The 18,937-nt window shown below is 63.3% G+C and carries 16 protein-coding genes; 13 read left to right on the forward strand and 3 right to left on the reverse strand.

Annotation, left to right across the window (positions count from 1 at the left end; genetic code table 11):
• Positions 1-12: 12 nt before the first annotated feature.
• Positions 13-201 carry a hypothetical protein gene (locus tag EVC45_RS24220; protein WP_129960765.1) on the reverse strand — a complete coding sequence of 63 codons (189 nt, stop codon included), beginning with the start codon at positions 199-201 and terminating at the stop codon, positions 13-15.
• A 261-nt stretch (positions 202-462) separates the two neighbouring features.
• Between EVC45_RS24220 and EVC45_RS24225 the strand changes: the two genes are divergently transcribed.
• The gene (locus EVC45_RS24225) at positions 463-921 is read left to right on the forward strand and encodes a dihydroneopterin aldolase (protein WP_129960839.1); all 459 of its coding nucleotides are present in this window, start codon (positions 463-465) and stop codon (positions 919-921) included.
• A 346-nt stretch (positions 922-1,267) separates the two neighbouring features.
• Here EVC45_RS24225 and EVC45_RS24230 read toward each other — a convergent pair whose 3' ends face one another.
• Positions 1,268-2,449, reverse strand: coding sequence for a helix-turn-helix domain-containing protein (locus tag EVC45_RS24230; protein WP_306770791.1), 1,182 nt, complete (start codon positions 2,447-2,449; stop codon positions 1,268-1,270).
• Between the two features lie 255 nt (positions 2,450-2,704).
• Here EVC45_RS24230 and EVC45_RS24235 point away from each other — a divergent pair, with 255 nt between their 5' ends.
• From EVC45_RS24235 to EVC45_RS24245, 3 genes are all read left to right on the forward strand, one after another.
• Positions 2,705-3,526 carry an SDR family NAD(P)-dependent oxidoreductase gene (locus EVC45_RS24235; protein ID WP_248295237.1) on the forward strand — a complete coding sequence of 274 codons (822 nt, stop codon included), beginning with the start codon at positions 2,705-2,707 and terminating at the stop codon, positions 3,524-3,526.
• A 52-nt stretch (positions 3,527-3,578) separates the two neighbouring features.
• On the forward strand, positions 3,579-5,036 hold the full coding sequence (locus EVC45_RS24240; protein ID WP_129960766.1) for an amino acid permease: 1,458 nt from the start codon (positions 3,579-3,581) through the stop codon (positions 5,034-5,036).
• A gap of 593 nt (positions 5,037-5,629) precedes the next feature.
• Entirely contained in the window at positions 5,630-7,546 is a 1,917-nt protein-coding gene (locus tag EVC45_RS24245) for a potassium transporter Kup (protein WP_129960767.1), read from the forward strand.
• A 22-nt stretch (positions 7,547-7,568) separates the two neighbouring features.
• Here the strand turns inward: EVC45_RS24245 and EVC45_RS47955 are convergent, their stop codons facing one another.
• Complete coding sequence (locus tag EVC45_RS47955; protein ID WP_168991524.1) at positions 7,569-7,796, reverse strand: hypothetical protein; 228 nt, start codon at positions 7,794-7,796, stop codon at positions 7,569-7,571.
• Between the two features lie 129 nt (positions 7,797-7,925).
• On the opposite strand from EVC45_RS47955, the gene EVC45_RS24250 reads away from it, so the two are divergent.
• The 9 genes from EVC45_RS24250 to EVC45_RS24290 all read left to right on the forward strand — a co-directional run bounded on the left by EVC45_RS24250 (position 7,926) and on the right by EVC45_RS24290 (position 18,900).
• Positions 7,926-9,422 carry an alkaline phosphatase family protein gene (locus EVC45_RS24250; RefSeq protein WP_129960768.1) on the forward strand — a complete coding sequence of 499 codons (1,497 nt, stop codon included), beginning with the start codon at positions 7,926-7,928 and terminating at the stop codon, positions 9,420-9,422.
• A 108-nt stretch (positions 9,423-9,530) separates the two neighbouring features.
• Positions 9,531-9,716: a hypothetical protein gene (locus tag EVC45_RS47670; protein ID WP_168991525.1), complete on the forward strand. Its 186-nt coding sequence runs from the start codon at positions 9,531-9,533 to the stop codon at positions 9,714-9,716.
• Between the two features lie 383 nt (positions 9,717-10,099).
• A complete protein-coding gene (gene treA, locus EVC45_RS24260) occupies positions 10,100-11,965 on the forward strand; it encodes an alpha,alpha-trehalase TreA (RefSeq protein ID WP_129960770.1) in 1,866 nt (621 codons plus the stop codon).
• A gap of 136 nt (positions 11,966-12,101) precedes the next feature.
• Positions 12,102-13,397 carry an MFS transporter gene (locus EVC45_RS24265; protein ID WP_129960771.1) on the forward strand — a complete coding sequence of 432 codons (1,296 nt, stop codon included), beginning with the start codon at positions 12,102-12,104 and terminating at the stop codon, positions 13,395-13,397.
• A gap of 357 nt (positions 13,398-13,754) precedes the next feature.
• The gene (locus EVC45_RS24270; RefSeq protein WP_129960842.1) at positions 13,755-14,618 is read left to right on the forward strand and encodes an ABC transporter permease; all 864 of its coding nucleotides are present in this window, start codon (positions 13,755-13,757) and stop codon (positions 14,616-14,618) included.
• Positions 14,619-14,620: 2 nt separating this feature from the next.
• A complete protein-coding gene (locus EVC45_RS24275; protein WP_129960772.1) occupies positions 14,621-15,673 on the forward strand; it encodes an ABC transporter ATP-binding protein in 1,053 nt (350 codons plus the stop codon).
• 11 nt (positions 15,674-15,684) lie between these two features.
• Positions 15,685-16,746, forward strand: a complete 1,062-nt coding sequence (locus EVC45_RS24280; protein ID WP_129960773.1) for an extracellular solute-binding protein — start codon at positions 15,685-15,687, stop codon at positions 16,744-16,746.
• 3 nt (positions 16,747-16,749) lie between these two features.
• Complete coding sequence (locus EVC45_RS24285; protein ID WP_129960774.1) at positions 16,750-17,637, forward strand: ABC transporter permease; 888 nt, start codon at positions 16,750-16,752, stop codon at positions 17,635-17,637.
• Positions 17,638-17,709: 72 nt separating this feature from the next.
• Positions 17,710-18,900, forward strand: coding sequence for a M24 family metallopeptidase (locus tag EVC45_RS24290; protein ID WP_129960775.1), 1,191 nt, complete (start codon positions 17,710-17,712; stop codon positions 18,898-18,900).
• Positions 18,901-18,937: the final 37 nt, after the last annotated feature.

Here is an 18,937-nt window from a genome sequence, read left to right on the forward strand (position 1 = left end):
AGTTAGTTAGTTTTAACTGCTTGATACTAGGACATTTTCTGGCGTGAAGAAGGAGGGGAAACCCTGGCGGCGGGCGGTCTGCGTTCGGTCGTTGATCCGCGTCAAGAACCCGTGCGACGACGCAGCATAGGTACCGTCGATACCGGAATAGACGCTCATCTTTTTGTGCTTGCGGTTCGTCGGTACGCTGGCGTATTCCATCGACGGAGGCTCATATGGTCAGCGCTACGCGACAGGGCGAACGTTATTGCACGGCAGTGACGAACGGCTGGTATCCGAATGCAGTTCGACGCCTTGAGTAGCGGTTGCAGACTTCTGCCACTCTGATCCCACGGCGCCGAATTTGCAAAACGACATCAAGTATGGCGGCAATGTCCGGCACCGATGCCGGATTTGTTCTATCGGCCATTTTTTCGACTTGGTGTACTGATGGGACTTCAAGACGACGAAGCCGCTGACATCATGAAACCCGTTGAAGAACCGTTTGGCCTGTCGCTTACAACAGCCGTCCTGTCGCAGCAGCAACGAGGCCGCGGTTGGAGCGTATTCATTGAAGCGTTAGCCGTGCCGGCAAAGGTCGGTATTCACGCTTACGAACACGATGCACCACAGCCGATCGTGATCGACGCTCGACTCGGCTATGGTGCCGAGCCGAGCGAAGCGCACGGATGGATCGACTACGACGGGTATTGCACTCGCATCGCCGACTTTCTCTCCCACAAGCCGCATACGCGTCTGCTTGAAACGCTGGTAGCTGATATTGCAGCAGTGTCGTTTCGACAATGGCCTGCGCTCGAATTGCTGACGCTCAGCGTGCACAAGCCGAAAATCAGACCCGGCACGCGTCGCGTAGGCGTCACGCTCGATTGGACACGCGCGGACTATTTGCAGTGGTGCTGCGGCGCGGGGCGCTACAGTTGATCCAGTTGAACCAGCGCGTCGTTCATTACGGTCCGGGCGCTGGCGTCATGCCTGTCGGTCATGGCGACGTCGCGAAAGCGTGACGCAGGGCTTGCTTTCCCTCAGGCGCGTCGAAAAAGGCCGGTCGCTCGTCCGGCGACAAAGCGCTTCCAGGAATGGTTCACTCGCGCCGCGCGCTTGCGCGGGCAGCGAGAGTCATGGGGCTGAAAAGGGCCAATCGAACGATTATGTGTCGCGCAGCGGAAAGGCGGGATGCCCTAAAGTCGAAAATTGTCCACCGCATCTCGGGCCAAGTGCATTTTTCATGGTCACTGCGAGTACCCCCTTCGATGCGCGCAACGGCATCTCAGTCGCGGCGCAAAAAGCGCTTGGCTGTTGCGGACGGTAACTCGCCAAACATGACGCGATAGTCATGCGCGAAGCTGCTGAGGTGCCAGAAGCCCCATTTCGTCGCGGCAGACGTGACGGAGTCGCCGAGCCTCAATTCCCGACGGACGTGATTCAGGCGCACGGCCCGAAGGTATGCGATTGGATTCAGTCCAAGCGCTTCCTGGAAGGCATACTGCAATGACCTTCTGCTCACACCCAACTGCACGCATAGTTCGGCAATCGATAGTGGACAACTCGCTGGATCCTGAAGCTTTTCCTGGATCGAATTCACGAGCGACCAGTATCTTGTCGGGCGGACACTGGGGGCGGCACCCGGCGCATCCGAAATGACTTCGGAAATCGCATAGAGAATGTTTCTTTCGAGAAGCTCGATGTGGCGGTCGGTGTCTGCCTGCTCATCCGGCGATGACTGCGCCGCGGCGGCGAGGGTCTGCTTGAAAAGGTTGCGCAGATTGCCTGCGGCTTCGGCGGCCATTGGGACGAGCGGCCCTATCGGTCGGGAAACGAGCGACGTGCCCAGCACACGCATCGGATCCGTCGACAGCCTCTCCGGTTCTATTTCGACGTTGACGAGAACGTGCCGGTCAGGCGAGAAGAACTCAAACTCCGAGCCACTGGAGAAGACTTGCAGGCTGTCACGTTCGCTTTTCTCTCCACACATTCTGGCGTGCCCTTCCAGTTCCAGTGGAACGGCGACGGCTAACCTGTCGGAGGGCACCGAGCCCCGCTGCATGATGACTTTGTCCAGATGCTCGACGAGCAGCCTGATACCGCCGATCCAAACGATTGACGACGTCCCGTGGAAGAGACCACCTGAGATTTGCGTGTATTGGAGACTCCAGCCATCGAATGCACGTGCCTGTTCGTGCACGTCGGTAAATGAGCAAACTGCGACCGCGCGCGCAAAAAGCCGGGCACCGGAAGAGGTCGTCGAAACTGGGGCCGTACTCATTAGATAGGAAGTGGGTTGCCGCATCACGTGATCTGTCTTCCAAATAGATCCGAGATCCAGAGAAAAGGATTCACGTCCTCTGCAAGCGAAACTTTCAACGGTGCCGATAGCGCGATTGAACGTGATTGAATCGCTGGCATGAATTGCGGAGTGGACGCGCTTGAGATCATCGGACTCTTCATTCAATCGCATGCTGCATGCCCCCGACTAGAAGCATTGCGACATGCATCTGGAATGCACGCGCACATATCAGGAAGCGCAGTCGTCGCAACAAATGGCCGATTTTTCGTTAGGGATGACCCGTATTTGCCGAAATGCGATAGTGCTCAAAAAAACGGCCTTCTAGAGTGAGATCAACGTGCAAGCCGGGACCTACACCTTGAAATTGGGCGATACGGTCGCGGTGTGACGCGGGATGTGCGACTCCGTGGAGGCTGAAAGATGGATATGAAAACACGAAGTGCCGATGACGGCTTTTTGACACCCTTGCTTAACCCCGCACGACTGCAGAACCGGAAGGTTCTGATCACCGGCGGCGCGGGCGGCATGGGTCGTGCCGCGTCGCTGTTGTTCGCCGCGCATGGCGCAGAGCTGGCGATCGTCGATATCGCGCGGGATGCCGGCGAACAGGTTGTGGACGAGATCCGCAGCAAAGGCGGGCGGGCGACCTTCTATCAGGCGGACGCATCGAGTTCCGGACAGATCGGCGCTGCGGTAAGCGCGGCCACCGAGTCGCTCGGATGGATCGACTGTCTGTTCAACCATGCGGGAACAATCGTGGTGAAACCGCTGCACGACACAACGGATGACGATTACGACCGGCTCATGGCGATCAACGCCCGTTCCGCCTTCATGACGTGCCGGGCGGTGCTTCCCGGTATGGTCGCGCGCGGCAAGGGCAGTATCGTCATTACGTCGTCGATCGGCGGCGAGAAAGGGTTCGCGCTCGAGAGCGTGTATTGCATGACCAAGGGTGCGGTACTGCAACTGGCACGTTCGATTGCGGCCGAGTACAGAGGAAGCGGCATTCGGTGCAACGCGATCTGCCCAGGTTTCGTTCGTACCGCTCATGGCCTGCGCGAGATCGATGAACTCGATCGACTCGGCCAGAAATGGGAAGACGCAGGCGTTGCCGACACCCAGGTACGAATCTGCGAAGCCGAGGAGGCTGCGTCCGCGGCACTTTTCCTTTTGTCGGATGACGCCAGTTTCATCAACGGCGCAGCTCTGTACGTTGACAACGGCTGGTATTCGAAAGGCTAGTGGTCGCTGCAAGTTACCGAATCATCGCCGTCCAGATAGGTAGGAGGTCAAAATGCATGATAGAGACAAACCGCAATACGACGAACGTGATAGTGAAGACAGCAGATTGCTGGCACTAGGTTATCAGCCGCAATTTCGCCGCGTACTCGGTCTGTTCGCCGACTTTTCGCTCGGCTATTCCTACATGAGTCCGATGGCCGGCGTGTTTGCGCTGTTCTCGACCGCGCTCATGGCCGCGGGACCGGCCTTTTTCTGGACGATGCCGGTGGTGCTGGCGGGTCAGGCCTTTGTATGTCTCGTCTTTGCGGAAGCAGCGTCTGCCTTTCCGATCGCCGGTGGGATCTATCAATGGGCGCGACAGCTCGGTGGAACACGTTGGGGATTTCTGACCGCGTGGATTTACCTGTTCGCACTTGTTGGCACTGCGGCCGGAATTGCCGCCGGCGGGGCTCCGTTTCTGGCCAGCTTGCTGGGCGCGCCCGCGACCTCGACGTTCAACGCCATCGCAGGCATCGGGATTGCCGGTATCGCGATAGTAGCCAACTTCGCGGGCACCCGCGTGCTTGCAAGAGCCACGGAAATCGGAGTCTGGGCCGGCATCGTCGGGCTGATCGTCTGCGGCATCTATATGCTATTTTTCGCTCGCGTGCAGCCGCTTTCGATTATCTGGAACTCGTACAACATCGCGCATGGAAACTACACGGCAGCACTCTTTTCAGCGGGGCTCATCGGTATCTGGATTTTCTATGGCTTTGAAGCCTGCGGTGATCTGGCTGAGGAAGTAGATGGCGCGTCGCACGCGGTTCCGCGCGCCATGTTGCTGACGATCGTATGCGGTGGCACGTTCGCGTTGCTGATGACGGTTGGCCTGCTGTTCGCCATTCCCGATCTGGCGGGCGCGCTGAGCGGCAAAGTTGCCGACCCGGCGAGCGCCGCGATTCAACAGGCGATGGGGCCGCTGGGTTTGAAGATCACGATGGTCTGCCTGCTTTGCGTCGTGGTCAGCGCTGTCGCTTCAGTGATCGCTTCGATCAGTCGCTTGATGTTCTCCCTCGGTCGAGACAACATGATCGTCGGCGCCCGCTTCCTGGGTCGGCTCAGCGGAACGCGGCAGCAACCGGTTCCTGCAATCTGGACGACGTCTGCGTTGACCATCCTCGTCCTGTCGGTCGGGTTCATCTCCGCTAACGCTGCGACGCAAATCATCAGCTTTGCTACCACCGGGATCTACACTGCGTTCCAGATGGTGGTTCTCGCCTCCCTGTTCTCCAGTCTGCGAGGGTGGCGTTCCGACGGCGCCTTCCAACTCGGCTCTAAAGGCATCCTCATCAAGATCATCGCGCTGGCGTTCGGCGTTGCCTCGATCGTCGATCTTGCGTGGCCGAGAACGCCTGAAGCAGGCTGGTTCTTGAACTGGCTCATCGTCATTTCGCTGGTCGTCATTGTCCTTGCCGGATTGATTCAAATGGCCAGGCTCGAGTTGCCATCGAATCGATTAACCATGGAATAGAAGTACGATAGCCAGACTTGTCTGTGCGCGTGGTCGTTCCATCTCATCTGCAACGGCTACGCGTTGAGCCTGATGAATCCTGCAATCGCCGGCTACGCGCGCAGCGATTGAAAGCGCCAGTTTTTGCATCAAAGGGACGCGCTCTGGCAGAAGTGCCGATTTTCAAGAATTTGTTTTGAAAAGACAAATAAAAACAAGCCGACAGAATTAGCACGAAAAGGACGGAAACCCCATATTTCTGACGGTGGCGGGGCGGGCTGCAGCGCTGGGTCTCCGCACTGTGCCAAGGCGGAGCAACGGGACCAGCCGCTAACGGAGCGACTCCGGCGTCTTGATGCGTAAGCGCCGGCATGCCCGATTGCACGGGCGAATCCGCCCAACTTTGACAGTTTTGCGACAGCGCGGCGCTTAGCGCGCGACACCTGCGCGCGAAGCGCATTTTCGCCGGAAATTTCTATACTTCCTCTAGCGCACTCCTGGCAGGATCCAGCCCTTACGACCCAGACGAATTGACGTCAACGAAACGAAAGAATCGAAGCGAACACGCGGCGCGGCCATCGCGGCTCACGCGTGATTCGTATGAGGAGGGAGACATGGGACATTACGCAACCGCCGCGCCGGAGAATCATGGCCACGGCGAAGCCTCGCCGGCTCTTCCAGCGCTTGCGCTGGCCGCGCTCGGCGTAGTCTATGGCGACATCGGCACGAGCCCGCTCTATACGCTCGCCACCGTGTTCGATCCCAGCAACGGTCTCTCGCTCAATGCTTTCAATATCGTCGGCATCGTTTCGCTGATCTTCTGGTCGCTGATGATCGTCGTTTCGCTCAAGTACGTCGTGCTGATCCTGCGGGCGAATAATCACGGCGAAGGCGGCATCATGGCGCTGCTCGCGCTCGCGGCGTCGTCGATCAAGTCGCGGCCGCGTTTGCGTCGTGGACTGCTCGTGGTCGGCGTGATGGGTGCGGCGCTGTTCTTCGGCGATAGCGTGATCACGCCGGCCATTTCCGTGCTGAGCGCGGTGGAAGGGCTCGAAGTCGTCGAGCCCGGGCTCAAGACCTATGTGATTCCGGTGACGCTCGCCGCGCTCATCATCCTGTTCGTCACGCAAAAGCACGGTACGGGCGGCATCGGCGCCGTGTTCGGGCCGGTGATGGTGCTGTGGTTCGTGGTGATCGGCGTGGCGGGCGTCGCGAACATCATGGCGGCGCCGGTCGTGCTCTATGCGCTCAATCCGCTGGAAGGGCTCGCCTTCGTCATGCATCACCGCTGGCTCGCGTTCGTCGCGCTCGGCGCGGTAGTGCTCTCGCTGACGGGCGCCGAGGCGCTCTATGCCGACATGGGCCATTTCGGCAAGCGCCCCATTCGGCTTACGTGGTTCGGCATCGTCTTCCCTGCGCTGGCGCTCAACTATCTGGGCCAGGGCGCGCTGCTGCTGGCGAACCCCGGCGCGGTGCAAAACCCGTTCTACCGGCTGTTCCCGCAGTGGGCCATCGTGCCGATGATCGTGCTGGCGACGATCGCCACCGTGATCGCGTCGCAAGCCGTGATCTCAGGGACTTATTCGATGACGATGCAGGCCATGCAGCTGTCCTTCCTGCCGCGCATGAACATCGTGCATACGTCGGAGCGCGAGATCGGCCAAATCTACGTGCCCGGCATCAACTGGATCCTGCTGATCGCCGTGGTCGCGGCGGTGCTGGGTTTCCGCTCGTCTACAGCGCTCGGGTCCGCGTATGGCATCGCCGTGACCGGCACGATGCTGATCACGACGTTCCTCACGTTCTTCGTCGTGCGTTACGCGTGGCACTACAACTGGCTGCTGTGCTTGCTGTCCACTTCATTCTTCTTCGTGATCGATGCGTTGTTCTTTTCGGCGAATCTGCTGAAGATCGTCGATGGCGGCTGGTTCCCGCTCGTGATCGGCGCGATCGTGTTCACGGTCATGGCGACGTGGGGACGCGGCTGGGAAATGATGCTGGCCGAAGCGCGCGTGCGGGCGGGAAAGATGCCGCTCAAGCCGTACCTTGCTTCGCTGCTCGAAAGCTCGCCGACGCGCGTCGGCGGCACGGCGATCTTCCTGACGCCGGACGCCGAAGCGGTGCCGCACGCGCTCGTCAACAACCTGCGGCACAACCGTGTGCTGCATGAGCGGACGGTGTTCCTGAGCGTAGTCACAAAGAGCGTGCCGTGGGTGGCCGAAAGCGAGCGTGTGCAGATCAAGCCGCTGTGCACGGGCTGCTGGCACGCTACGGTGAACTACGGATTCAAGGACGACGTGGACTTGCCGTGCACGCTGGCCGCCTACAAATCGCCAGAATTCGCTTTCAACCTGGACGACACCTCGTGGTTCCTGAGCCGCGCGGCCGTCGTGCCCAAACGCGGTCACGGCATGGCGTTATGGCGTGAGCGGCTATTCGCGGTGATGCTGCACAACGTGGGCAATATCGCGGCGTTCTTCAAATTGCCGGCCAATCGCGTGATCGAAGTCGGCGCGCGCGTGGAGATATAGGGCGCGCCGTAGCATCACGCCGTCAATCCGCCCCGGGCCTGTCGCGAAGATAGGCCGTCAACGCTGCTTCCACTTCGGCCTGAAGCCGTCGCCGCTCGGCTGCGGTCTGACGTGCGTACAAACCGGGCGGGCCCCTGGCGATCATCAACGCCACTTCCGCCACGCGCATAGCGTCGCCTTTGCCGAGTGTCGGCGCGCGTGCCTCGAAGGGGTCTGCGAAACGCTGCCTCGCGCGTGAAGTGAAACACACCGCCGATACCTCGGGTTTGAATCTTGCTGCCGACGATCAGGCGGCCGCTCGAATCGGCGTGCCCGTTTTGCTTCGCGGCAGGCAAGCCTGATTGGATGCCCGCGGCGCATCCAACCAGGGAGACGTGTGATGGGCGACGAGACTCACCAGAATCACGGACACGACCGCCGCCGCTTTCTTGCGGGCGTAGCCGCCGTGGCCGGCAGCGTTGCGCTATCGGGTTGCGGAGGCGGCGGATCGAGCGGCGGAGGATCAGGCGGAGCGGGCGGAGACGGCGGCGACCCCGCGTCCCCGATTACCGACATTCCGTCGCCGAGCGCCGCCGACCGCTATAGCCTGCCGCGCCCGGCGTTGCCCGCGCCGGCCGCTTCGGGCATCGACTTCATCGTGCTGGTGACGATGGAAAATCGTTCCTTCGATCATTTCCTCGGCTGGGTGCCTGGCGCCGAGGGCCGGCCCGCTAACCAGCAGTTCAAGGACGCGTTCGGCGCGATGCATACGCCGTTTTCCCTTGCGGCGAATGCCGCGTACGGCTATCAGGCGTGCTCCTACCAGGACCCCAATCACAGCTTCTCGGGGGCCCGCACGCAACTGGCTTCGGGGGCGATGAATGGCTGGCTGCTGACGCCGGGCACGAGCCTGATTCCCGGCGATCTGCTGCCTATCGGCTACTACACGTCGGCCGATCTGCAATTTTTCAACGCCGTGGCGAGCAGTTACACGATCGGCGACTTCTACTTCAGCGGCATCCTGACCAGCACGTTTCCCAATCGCCTGTACCTGCATAGCGGCGCGACGGATCGGCTCGATGACAGCGCGGGCACTTCGTCGCTCGCCACGATCTGGGACAAGCTGAACGACGCCGATGTCGACTGTCGCTACTACTACCACGACGTGCCGTTCACGGCGCTTTATGGCACGCGGTATCTCGGCATTTCGCGCCCGTTTGCGGACTTCCTCGTGAATGCCGCGGCGGGGACGCTGCCGCCATTCTGCATGATCGATCCGTCGTTCACGGGCGAGCCGGAAGGCGTTTCCGCCGACGATCATCCGCATGCCGACATCCGCGACGGCGAGGCGTTTCTCGCGCAGGTCTACGAGGCGCTGCGCACGAGTCCGACATGGAGCCGCACGCTGATGATCGTCGTCTACGACGAATGGGGCGGCTTTCTCGAACACGTGGTGCCGCCCACCAGGCCGATCAGCAACAGCGAACTCTCGCTTGGCAACGACGGCAAGCTCGGCTTTCGCGTGCCGCTCGCGCTGCTTGGCCCGCGCGTGCGCGCCGGCTCGGTCACGCGCTATCCGTTCGACCCCAGCTCGATTCACGCGCTGCTGCAATGGCGCTTCGGCTTGCAGCCGCTTGGGGTGCGCGGCAGCGATGCGGCGACGGTCAATCTCGCTTACGCGCTCGATTTAACCGACGCGCCGCGCACCGACGCTCCCGCGTTCACGGTCGCCCAGGGGCCGTTCGGCGGAGCGTGCCTGGGGGCGCTCGCGCCTTCGCCGTCGAGCTCGGTATCGGCGATCGATCAGTCGCAAAAGCCGGCAGTCAACCCGACGGCGGACCGCTTCGCGGAGTTGCGCGCGAAGGCGGCGTCATTGGGATTCCAGACCGGAGGCTAGTGCTGGACTCCGACTCACCGTTGCGCGCGGCAAATTCTATTCCAGAGAAAGCAGTGCAAACTTGCCGCCGCTGCCGTGATCGAAGACGAGACTGCCTAGCGGCGTGCCTTGCTTTTTTTCTTCGGCTTCGGCGGCGTGAGTGCGGCGGTCCAGAATGCGGAGACCGCGCGTTTGGATGCGGCGATCGTCCGTACTCTCGCGGCGTTCGCGACGGTATTGGCGCCGCTCAACCACATGCTCATGAACGGATTCTTCTTCGTCCAGGGATTTTTCATGTCGGCCTCGATTGAATGAACGTCTGTCGGGAGGGAGCGCCATCGACAGGTCGACGCGCTCTGTCTTTGCGTCGGTGCCGCAGCGCAAGCACGCAATGACCGGTCCTGCTATTGAACCTGGCCATTTTCGTCCGGTCCCATGACAACTGGAAATCCTCCGGCAACTTTTGATCACTTCATTCGGTGCTCGCGCGCGTGACGATGAAGGGCGCCCGCGAATCAGTACCGTTGTCCGTATTTCACCGGTAAAAGGCGCTTGCACGCTAGCCTGTTTTGCGAAGCGGGCCCCGCATTTGCTCGTGAAACCGTCTCGAAGCCCCGCAGTCGCGTGCAGCATGTCATCGGCACGCGCGGCGGGCCGCCTACGTCGACGTCACCGCGTCGCCCTCAACGGGTCCGCCGATGCCATTTGCTTTGTGGTCTTCCCGCGCGCGGCTGTATCGCCGCGCTGTCGCCTCGGTGGCCACCGCGCTGGTGCTCGCCGCGAGCACCGGCGTCGCCGCGCAATCCGCGCCAACGGTCGCGCAAACCAGGCCGGCCGTGCCGGTCATTACGCTGCCCGCATCGGCTGTTGCTGCGAATGCCGCCAGCAGCGCCGCGCTCCGGCACATCGAAAACACGGATCACGCGCAGCCGTCGCCGGTCGTGCCGACGCCGCCGTCCGAACTGTACGGCGCGCTGTACCGCGACGTCGAACTCGCGCATCTGTACCCGGACAGCAAGACCTTTGCCGATATGTGGCCCAACGAGCCGCCGACGCAGGTCATCGCCGATTACAACAGCTGGCGCACGCAGCCGCAATTCGACCTGAAGCAGTTCGTCGATCAGCACTTCACGTTGCCTGCGCGCGCAGCGAAGCGCTACGTGTCCGATCCGAACGACAGCGTCACCGCGCACATCGATATGCTGTGGAACGTGCTGCGCCGCGAGCCGGACGCCAGCGCGAGCCCGTACTCGTCGCTGTTGCCGCTGCCGTCGCCTTACATCGTGCCGGGCGACCGCTTCGACGAGATCTACTACTGGGATTCGTACTTCATCCTGCTGGGGCTCGACGCGAGCGGCCAGCACGCGCTCGTCGCCGACGAGCTCAACAATTTCTCGACCTTGATCGACCGCTATGGCCACATCCCCAACGGCAATCGCACGTATTACCTGAGCCGTTCCCAGCCGCCGTTCTTCGCGCAGATGGTGCAGTTGGTCGCGCGCAAGGAGGGCGATCAGGTGTACGCCCGCTATCTGCCCGAGCTGCGCCGTGAATACGCGTACTGGATGGCCGGCAGCGACCATCTCGCGTCCGGCAACGCGGCGCGCCATCTGGTGCGCCTCGCCGACGGCACGCTGCTCAATCGCTACTGGGACGAGCGCGCGGCGCCGCGCGACGAGTCGTACCGCGAAGATGTGATGACCGCGCAGCAGGTGCCGCAACGCGAGGCGCAGGATTTGTGGCGCAACCTGCGCGCGGGCGGCGAAACCGGCTGGGATTTCAGCTCGCGCTGGTTCGCCGACGGCAGAACGCTCGCGACCATCGACGTGACCTCGATAGTGCCGGTGGACCTGAACTGCCTGATGGTGGACCTCGAACGCACGCTCGCGAAAGCCTACCGTGTGACCGGCGATGCGGGTCACGCGGAAAATCTCGAACTACGCGCCCGCGTGCGCGCCGATGCGATCCGCCGGGTGCTGTGGGATCCGCAACTGCATGCGTTCGGCGACTACGACTTCGTGCATCGCACGCTCACGCACCGGCTCACTGCCGCGACCGTGTATCCGCTGTACGCCGGCGTCGCGACCCGCAACGACGCGCGCGAAGTGGCGCAGACGATCCGGCGCGATCTGCTGCGCCCGGGCGGTCTCGCGACGACGCGCACCAATACCGGCCAGCAGTGGGACGAACCGAACGGCTGGGCGCCGCTGCAGTATCTCGCGGTAATCGGGCTGCGCCGCTATAGCGAGCCGGAGCTCGCGCGCGATATCGCGACGCGCTGGATTCGCACCGACGTCGCGTACTACCAGCGCACCGGCAAGCTGGTCGAAAAGTACGACGTCGACGCGAGCGACAAGTCCGCGGGCGGCGGCGAGTATCCGCTACAGGATGGCTTCGGCTGGACCAATGGCGTGCTGCGCGTGCTGATGCAGCTCTATCCGGATGCGGTGAGGTCGACGAAGCCGGCCGATCTGCCGGGCGGTGAGGTGGGGGTAGCGGATGCGGCGGCGTCGGCGGCCGCCGCGCCGCAGACGTCGCACAGCACGTCGCGCGCGGGCCACTAGTCGCGCAGGACGCGCGGTCACACCGGCGAGTACCGAAGAGGTAGTAGCGATACCAGGATGATGGGTTGACTGCCTGACGGCGGCGCAGCCCGTTACGATGCTTCGGATAGCGTAGCCACCCTGGAAAGTCTCGAAGATGAATCGCAAGCTCGACATACCATCGGCCGAACCGGTGCCGCCGCAGGCGCAGGCCACGGTGGCTGCGAAGGCCGTCCCGCCCGCCGACGATGACGCCGCCGCGCACTGGCAGCGCAATCTCTGCGTATGCGTGTTCGGCTCGTTCACCACCATCGTCGCGATGACGCTGCTGCTGCCGTTCCTGCCGCTCTACGTCGAGCAGCTCGGCGTGAAGGATCATGCGGCGATCGTGCAATGGTCCGGCGCCGCGTTCGGCGCGACCTTCTTCAGCGCGGCGCTCGTCGCGCCGCTGTGGGGCAAGCTCGCCGACCTCTACGGCCGCAAGCTGATGCTGATCCGCTCGAGCCTCGGCATGGCGGTCGCGATGTCGCTGATCGGCATGGCGCACTCGGCGTGGCAACTGGTCGCGTTGCGGCTGCTCGCGGGGCTGCTCGGCGGCTATGCATCGGGCTCGATGATCCTCGTCGCGACGCAGACGCCGAAGGCGCGTTCGGGCTGGGCGCTCGGCGTGCTGTCGTCGGGGATCATGGCGGGCAATCTGGTCGGCCCGCTGCTCGGCGGCTTTCTGCCGCCGCTGATCGGCATTCGCGCGACCTTCTGGGCATCGGGCGCGGCGATCTTCGTCGCCTTTCTCGCGACGGCGTTCCTGATCCGCGAAACACCGGTGCGCAAGCGCGCGGAGAACGCGTCGAAGAAAGGCGCGTGGGCATCGGTGGACGACAAGCGGCCGGCCATCGCGATGCTTGCCACCGGTTTGCTGCTGATGGTCGCCAACATGTCGATCGAGCCGATCATCACCGTCTACGTCGCCCAACTCACGAAGCCTGAAAGCGTGACGATGGTCGCGGGCTTCGTGATGTCGGGCGCGGCGCTCGGCAGCGTGATCTCGTCGTCGCGCCTCGGCAGGTTCGCCGATCGCACCGGGCACTGGAACGTGATCGTCGGCTGCCTCGCGGTAGCGGCGGTGCTGCTCATCCCGCAGGCGTTCGTCACCGCGAGCTGGCAGCTGATCGTGCTGCGCTTCCTGATGGGCATGGCACTGGGCGGCCTGTTGCCGTGCATTGCGAGCGTGATCCGCCACAACGTGCCGGCGAGCGTGACGGGCGCGATTCTCGGCTACTCGGTGTCGTCGCAGTACGCGGGGCAGGTGGCCGGGCCGCTGCTGGGCGGCTTCGTCGGCGGACACGTCGGCATGCGCGCGGTGTTTCTCGGCACCAGCGTGCTGATGGCGCTCGGCGCGCTCGCGAACTGGCGCGTGAAGTCGGGCCGGGCACGGGCAGCCGTGGTGCGCTGATCACTTCCGCTGCGTCGGCGAGCGTCGGCAACGGCCGGGATGCCCGCATCGAGCATCTGCTCGCCGACTCATGCACCGGGTGCGGTGAGCGTCGCCCGAACGCCACGTCGACGCTCAACACATCCGCCATTCCGGCGCAAACACCCTTCCCCAAGTCGGCCACCGCCCGCGTAAACCCCAGCGCGCGTCTGGCCAGATCCCACTTTGCGCGTTTTTTTATTCATGCTACTGTGAATCGCAGTCCGCAAGGCTATGCAAATTTACATTGCAGCCAGCCGAGGCGGAGCTGGGATGGCATGAGTTGGCCACCTCACCGGACACACCCCAACGTGTAATCCCGACCAAGGAGAAAGCGTGGTGACGCAGGTTCCGATCGACCGTAGCAGCATCGTTTCCGCGCACGCTTTGTCCCGCCCCCGTCTGGCCCCGGCGAAATGGCTCGTCGGGGCTGGCGTCGCGCTCATCTACCTGTTCATGCTGAGCCCGCTGATCTTCGTGATCTGGCTGAGCTTCTTCAAGGACGCGATCATCACGTTCCCGCCGTCCGGCTACACGCTGTCGTGGTACGTCAACGCATGGCGCAACGACGCGTTCGCGAACGGTTTCGTGCTGTCGCTGAAGCTCGCGGCCGGCGCGGCGATCGGTGGCGTGGTGCTCGGTGTCGCGGCCTCGCTCGCACTCGCGCGCTACCGGTTTCCCGGGCGGCGCGTCGTCAGCAACACGCTGCTGCTGCCGCTGGTCGTGCCCGGCATCGTCGCCGGCATTGCGACCTATCTGTTCTATCTGCGCGCCGAGAATGCGCTCGACACCGACATCGTCGGCACCTTCGGCGGCCTACTGCTCGCGCATATCTGCCTCACCATCCCGTGGACGATCCGGCTCGTCACCGCGAGCCTGGGCCAGATCGACACGATGGTCGAGGAGGCGGCGCGCAATCTCGGCGCCGGCGCGTGGCGCACGCTGTGGCGCGTCACGTTGCCGATGCTGCGGCCGGCGATCGTCGCGTCCACGCTGTTCGGCTTCATCGTCTCGTTCGAGAACCTCGAGATGACCTTGCCGCTCGTCGGCCCCGGCAAGACGACGTTGCCGATCGCGATCATGCAGTACCTCGAATTCAATCTCGACCCAACCATCGCGGCGGTATCGGCCGCGCAGATCGTGCTGCTCGGCATCGTGATGCTGATCACCGATCGTTTCGTGAAGCTCGGCAAGGTGATCTGATCATGGCTCAGGTATCCCTGCGCAATCTGCGCAAGCAGTACGGTGCGACAACCGCGGTCGCCGACGTGTCGTTCGATATCGCCGAGGGCGAGCTGGTCGCGTTCCTCGGCCCAAGCGGCTGCGGCAAGACGACGACGCTGCGCATGGTCGCGGGTTTCGTCGAGCCGAGCGACGGCGAAATCTGGATCGGCAACACCGAGGTCACGCGGCTCGCGCCCGACAAGCGCAACACCGGCATGGTGTTTCAGCGCTATGCGTTGTTTCCGCACATGACCGTCGCGCAAAACGTCGCGTTCGGTCTGGAAATGCGGCGCGTACCGAAGGCGGAGCGCGCCACGCGCATTCGCGAGGCGCTCGACATGGTGCGGCTGAGCTCGCTCGCGGAGCGCTATCCGCGGCAGTTGTCCGGCGGCCAGCAACAGCGTGTCGCGATTGCGCGCGCGCTCGCGATCCGGCCCGACGTGTTTCTGCTCGACGAGCCGTTGTCGAATCTCGACGCGAAGCTGCGCGTCGAGGTTCGCGAAGAAATCCGCGCGCTCCAGCAGCGTCTTGGTCTCACGACGATCTTCGTCACGCACGATCAGGAAGAAGCACTCGCGATGGCGGACCGCGTGGCCGTGATGCATGACGGACGCGTGCAGCAGATCGGCAGCGCCGACGAGTTGTACGAGCGGCCCGCTAATCCGTTCGTCGCGAGCTTTCTGGGGCGCATGAATTTCCTCGCGGGCCACGTCGACAACGGGCAATTCATCACGGCGAACGGCGAAAAAATCGCGGTCGATGCCGCCGCGCGCCATGCCAACACGCTCGGCATCCGTCCCGAGCGCCTGCGTCTCGCCGCGGCGCCCGAGCACAGCGAAGTATCGATTCCGGTGCGGCTGGCCGAGCGGATCTATCTCGGCGCGAGCGTCGAACTGCGTCTGACGAGCGAGCGTGGCCAGAGCCTCGTCGCGCTGGCGCCGAACACCGCGCATGCGGGTGCCGGCGGCTGGTCGCCCGGCGACACGCTGCACGCGTGCTTCAGAACCGAAGATTGCCTGCTTTTTTCCGCCTGAAGGACCATAAAATGAGCCATCCCATCACGCGCCGCACGTTTCTGAAAGCTGCATCCGGTCTGCTCGTCGCTCCGTCTCTCGGCTTCGATCCGCGCGCGGCGTTGGCGGCCGATGCTTGTCCCAGTGTGGTCGTCGGCACGTGGGGCGGCGATTATCTGAACCTGCTCGAACAGAACATCGGCAAGCCGATCATCGAGTCCGCGGGCGGTCACGTCACCTACGACTCGGCCGATCAGATCGGCCGCATGACCAAGCTGCGCGCGGAGAAAATGTCACGTCACGGTTCGCTCGACGTCGCCTGCCTGGCCGACATCGACATGTTCGACGTGAACCGTTCGGGCGTGCTCGAACCGCTGGACCCGAAACTGGTGCCGAACTCGGCGCGCACGATCGAAGCGCTACGCCGCCCGTATTCGATTCCGCACATCTTCAGCGCGATGGTGATCGTCTACAACCCGGAGAAGTTTCAGGCGAAGCCAGACTCGCTCGCGGTCGCGCTCGATCCGAAACTGAAGGGACGGGTGGGCTTTTCCGACATTCTGTACAACTTCAACGTGCTGCAATCGTCACTCGCGGCGGGCCAGCACAACGGCGACACGGCGGCCGGCATCCAGTTTCTGCGCGAGGTGCGCAAGCAGCAGCCGAAGGTTTATCCGTCGAACGAAGCGGTCGCGGCGGCGCTGAAAAGCGGCGAAATCTGGATGACCTGCATGTGGAAGGCGCGCGCGTTGCAGTGGAAAAAAGGCGGCGTGCCGGTCGACTACGCGTTCCCGAAAGAGGGCGGCGTGCCGGTCACGTTCGAAGCCGCCGTGCCGAAGAACGCGCCGACGCGTGGCTGTGGCTTCAACTATCTGAACGCGATGCTCGATCCGCGCGCGCAGATCGGCTTCGCCGAGACGATGGGCTACGCGCCGACCGTCACCGATGCGGCCTTGCCGCCGACGCTGCAACAGAGCGTCGGCTTCACGAATGCCGAACTCGACCGCCTCGTGAAAGTCGACTATGCGCGTTTCACCGCGGAAAAGCCGGCGCTGCTCGACTTCTGGAACAAGGAATTCAAGCCGGGACTTTGAACCATGACGACGAGCGCACTGAACGCCGCGCCGCGGCGCCGCGACTTCGCCGGGGGCCTGCTCGCATCGCCCGCCGTGCTGGTCGTGCTATTCGTGATCGTGCTGCCGGGCGTGCAACTGGTGCGCTACAGCTTCAATCATTTCGACTCGGTCCAGATGATGCAGGCGGCGTTCACGCTCGAGAACTACGTCCAGTTTCTGACCGATCCGTACTACCACGCCGTGCTGTGGACCACGATCAAGGTGGCCGCGCTGTGCACGGCGCTGTCGCTCGTGCTCGGTTTTCCGGTCGCCTACGTGCTGGCGAAAACGCAGAGCCGCTTCAAGAGCCAACTGGTGATGCTGCTGGTGTTTCCGCTGCTGGTCGGCAACGTCGTGCGCGCGGCGGGGTGGATGGTCATGCTCGGCAACGCGGGCTTCGTCAATGCGATGCTGATCGCGCTCGGTGTCGTCGATCAACCGGTACGGCTGCTGTACACGCCGTTCGCGGTGGTGGCCGGCACCACCGCCGTGGTGCTGCCGTACATGATCCTGACCTTGCAGAGCGTGCTCGAAGGCCTCGATTTTTCGATCGAGGAAGCCGCGCGCAATCTCGGCGCGAGCTTCGCCCAGACGCTCGCGCGCGTCGTGCTGCCGATCGCGGCGCCCGGCGTCGCGGCCGGCACGATGCTGGTGTTCATTCTGTGCATGAACGCGTACGCGACGCCGGTGCTGCTCGGCGGCACCGGCATCACGATGATGACGCCGGCGATCTACGACCAGATCGCCAAGGCGAACAACTGGCCGTTCGGGGCCGTGCTGTCGCTCGTATCGATGGTCGTGACGTTTGCGCTGGCGCTGTTGTCGCACTGGATCATCCAGCGGCGCTACGCGAAGACGATGATGACCTGAACTGGCAGGCGCGCCGCGGGCTCGCGGGTGGGATGCGCCTCTCCTCAATTCTTCTTCCTGAAGGAATAACCGATGCCGATCCTCACCGAAAAGACTCGCGCTTACCGTCACGGCCTGATGCAAAAGCTGATGGAGCGTCAGCGGGTCGATGCGCTGATCTTCACGTCCGCCGACTTCTTCCAGTTCGCGACCAATTTCCATGTCGACGTGCAGACCTGGGAGCGGCCGATCGCGGTGTGCGTGCCGCTGTCGGGCGAGCCGTTTGCGATCATGAACGAGCTGTCGACGCATCACGTGATGATGGCGCGCGAGCGCGGGCATCTGTGGCTCGACAACATCTCGTTCTATTCCGAGCATCCGCGCGTGGTCGAACGGCAGCCGCAGCTCGCGGAAGTCCCGGAGCTGATCGCCGCGCGTTTGCGTGCCGCCGGGCTCGGTGCATCGAGAATCGGCGTCGAGGCGGCGGGCGGTCCGCTCGGCCGTGCAGCGTCGCTGCTGCCCGATGCGAAATTTCTGCCGATGCTCGCCGAGTTGCGCTCGTTGCGCTGGGTCAAGCACGCGGAGGAGATCGCGATCATGCGTGCGGCGTCGAGTCTCGCCGATTGGGTGCAGGACCAATATCGCGAGAACATCCGTCCCGGCCGGCTCGTTCAGGAACTCGACTATCAGATGGCCACGCTGATGGTGACCGAAGGCGCGCGCCGCTTTCCCGGCGAGAACCTCGAAGTGATGCGTTGCTGGACCTTGTCGGGACCGGCATCGGCGTCGCCGCATGGCGACGGTGCGTCGTGCGGCGCGAAGATCAAGGCGGGCGACGGTCTCGTCAATATCGTGATTCCGCGTTTGAACGGTCTCGTGATCGAGAACGAGCGCACGTGGTTCTGCGGCAAGCCGAGCGCCGAGCAGGCGCGTTTTCATGAGGTCGCGCGCGCGGCCAACGAGGCGGCCGTCGCGGCGGCCGTCACCGGGCAGCCGGTGTCGGGTATCGACGCGGCCGCGCAGGCGGTGATCGAGCAGGCCGGTTGCGCGAAGTACATCCGGCATCGCACGGGTCATGGCATGGGCATCATCGGTCACGAGTATCCGGACGACATGGCGTTCAATCACCGCGCGCTGCTCGACAACGAGGTCTACTCGGCGGAGCCAGGCATCTATGTGTACGGCCTCGGCGGTTTCCGGCTCGACGATTCGGTCGTGACCGGCCCGACGCCCGAACTGCTGACGAAGACCCCGCGCACGCTCGCGCACGCGATCATCGATTGAGTCGCGCGGCTCGCGACACCCTTGAACGTTGGAGATC

The organism is Paraburkholderia sp. UYCP14C, assembly GCF_004197395.1.
In the GTDB taxonomy this organism is placed as follows: Bacteria; Pseudomonadota; Gammaproteobacteria; order Burkholderiales; family Burkholderiaceae; genus Paraburkholderia.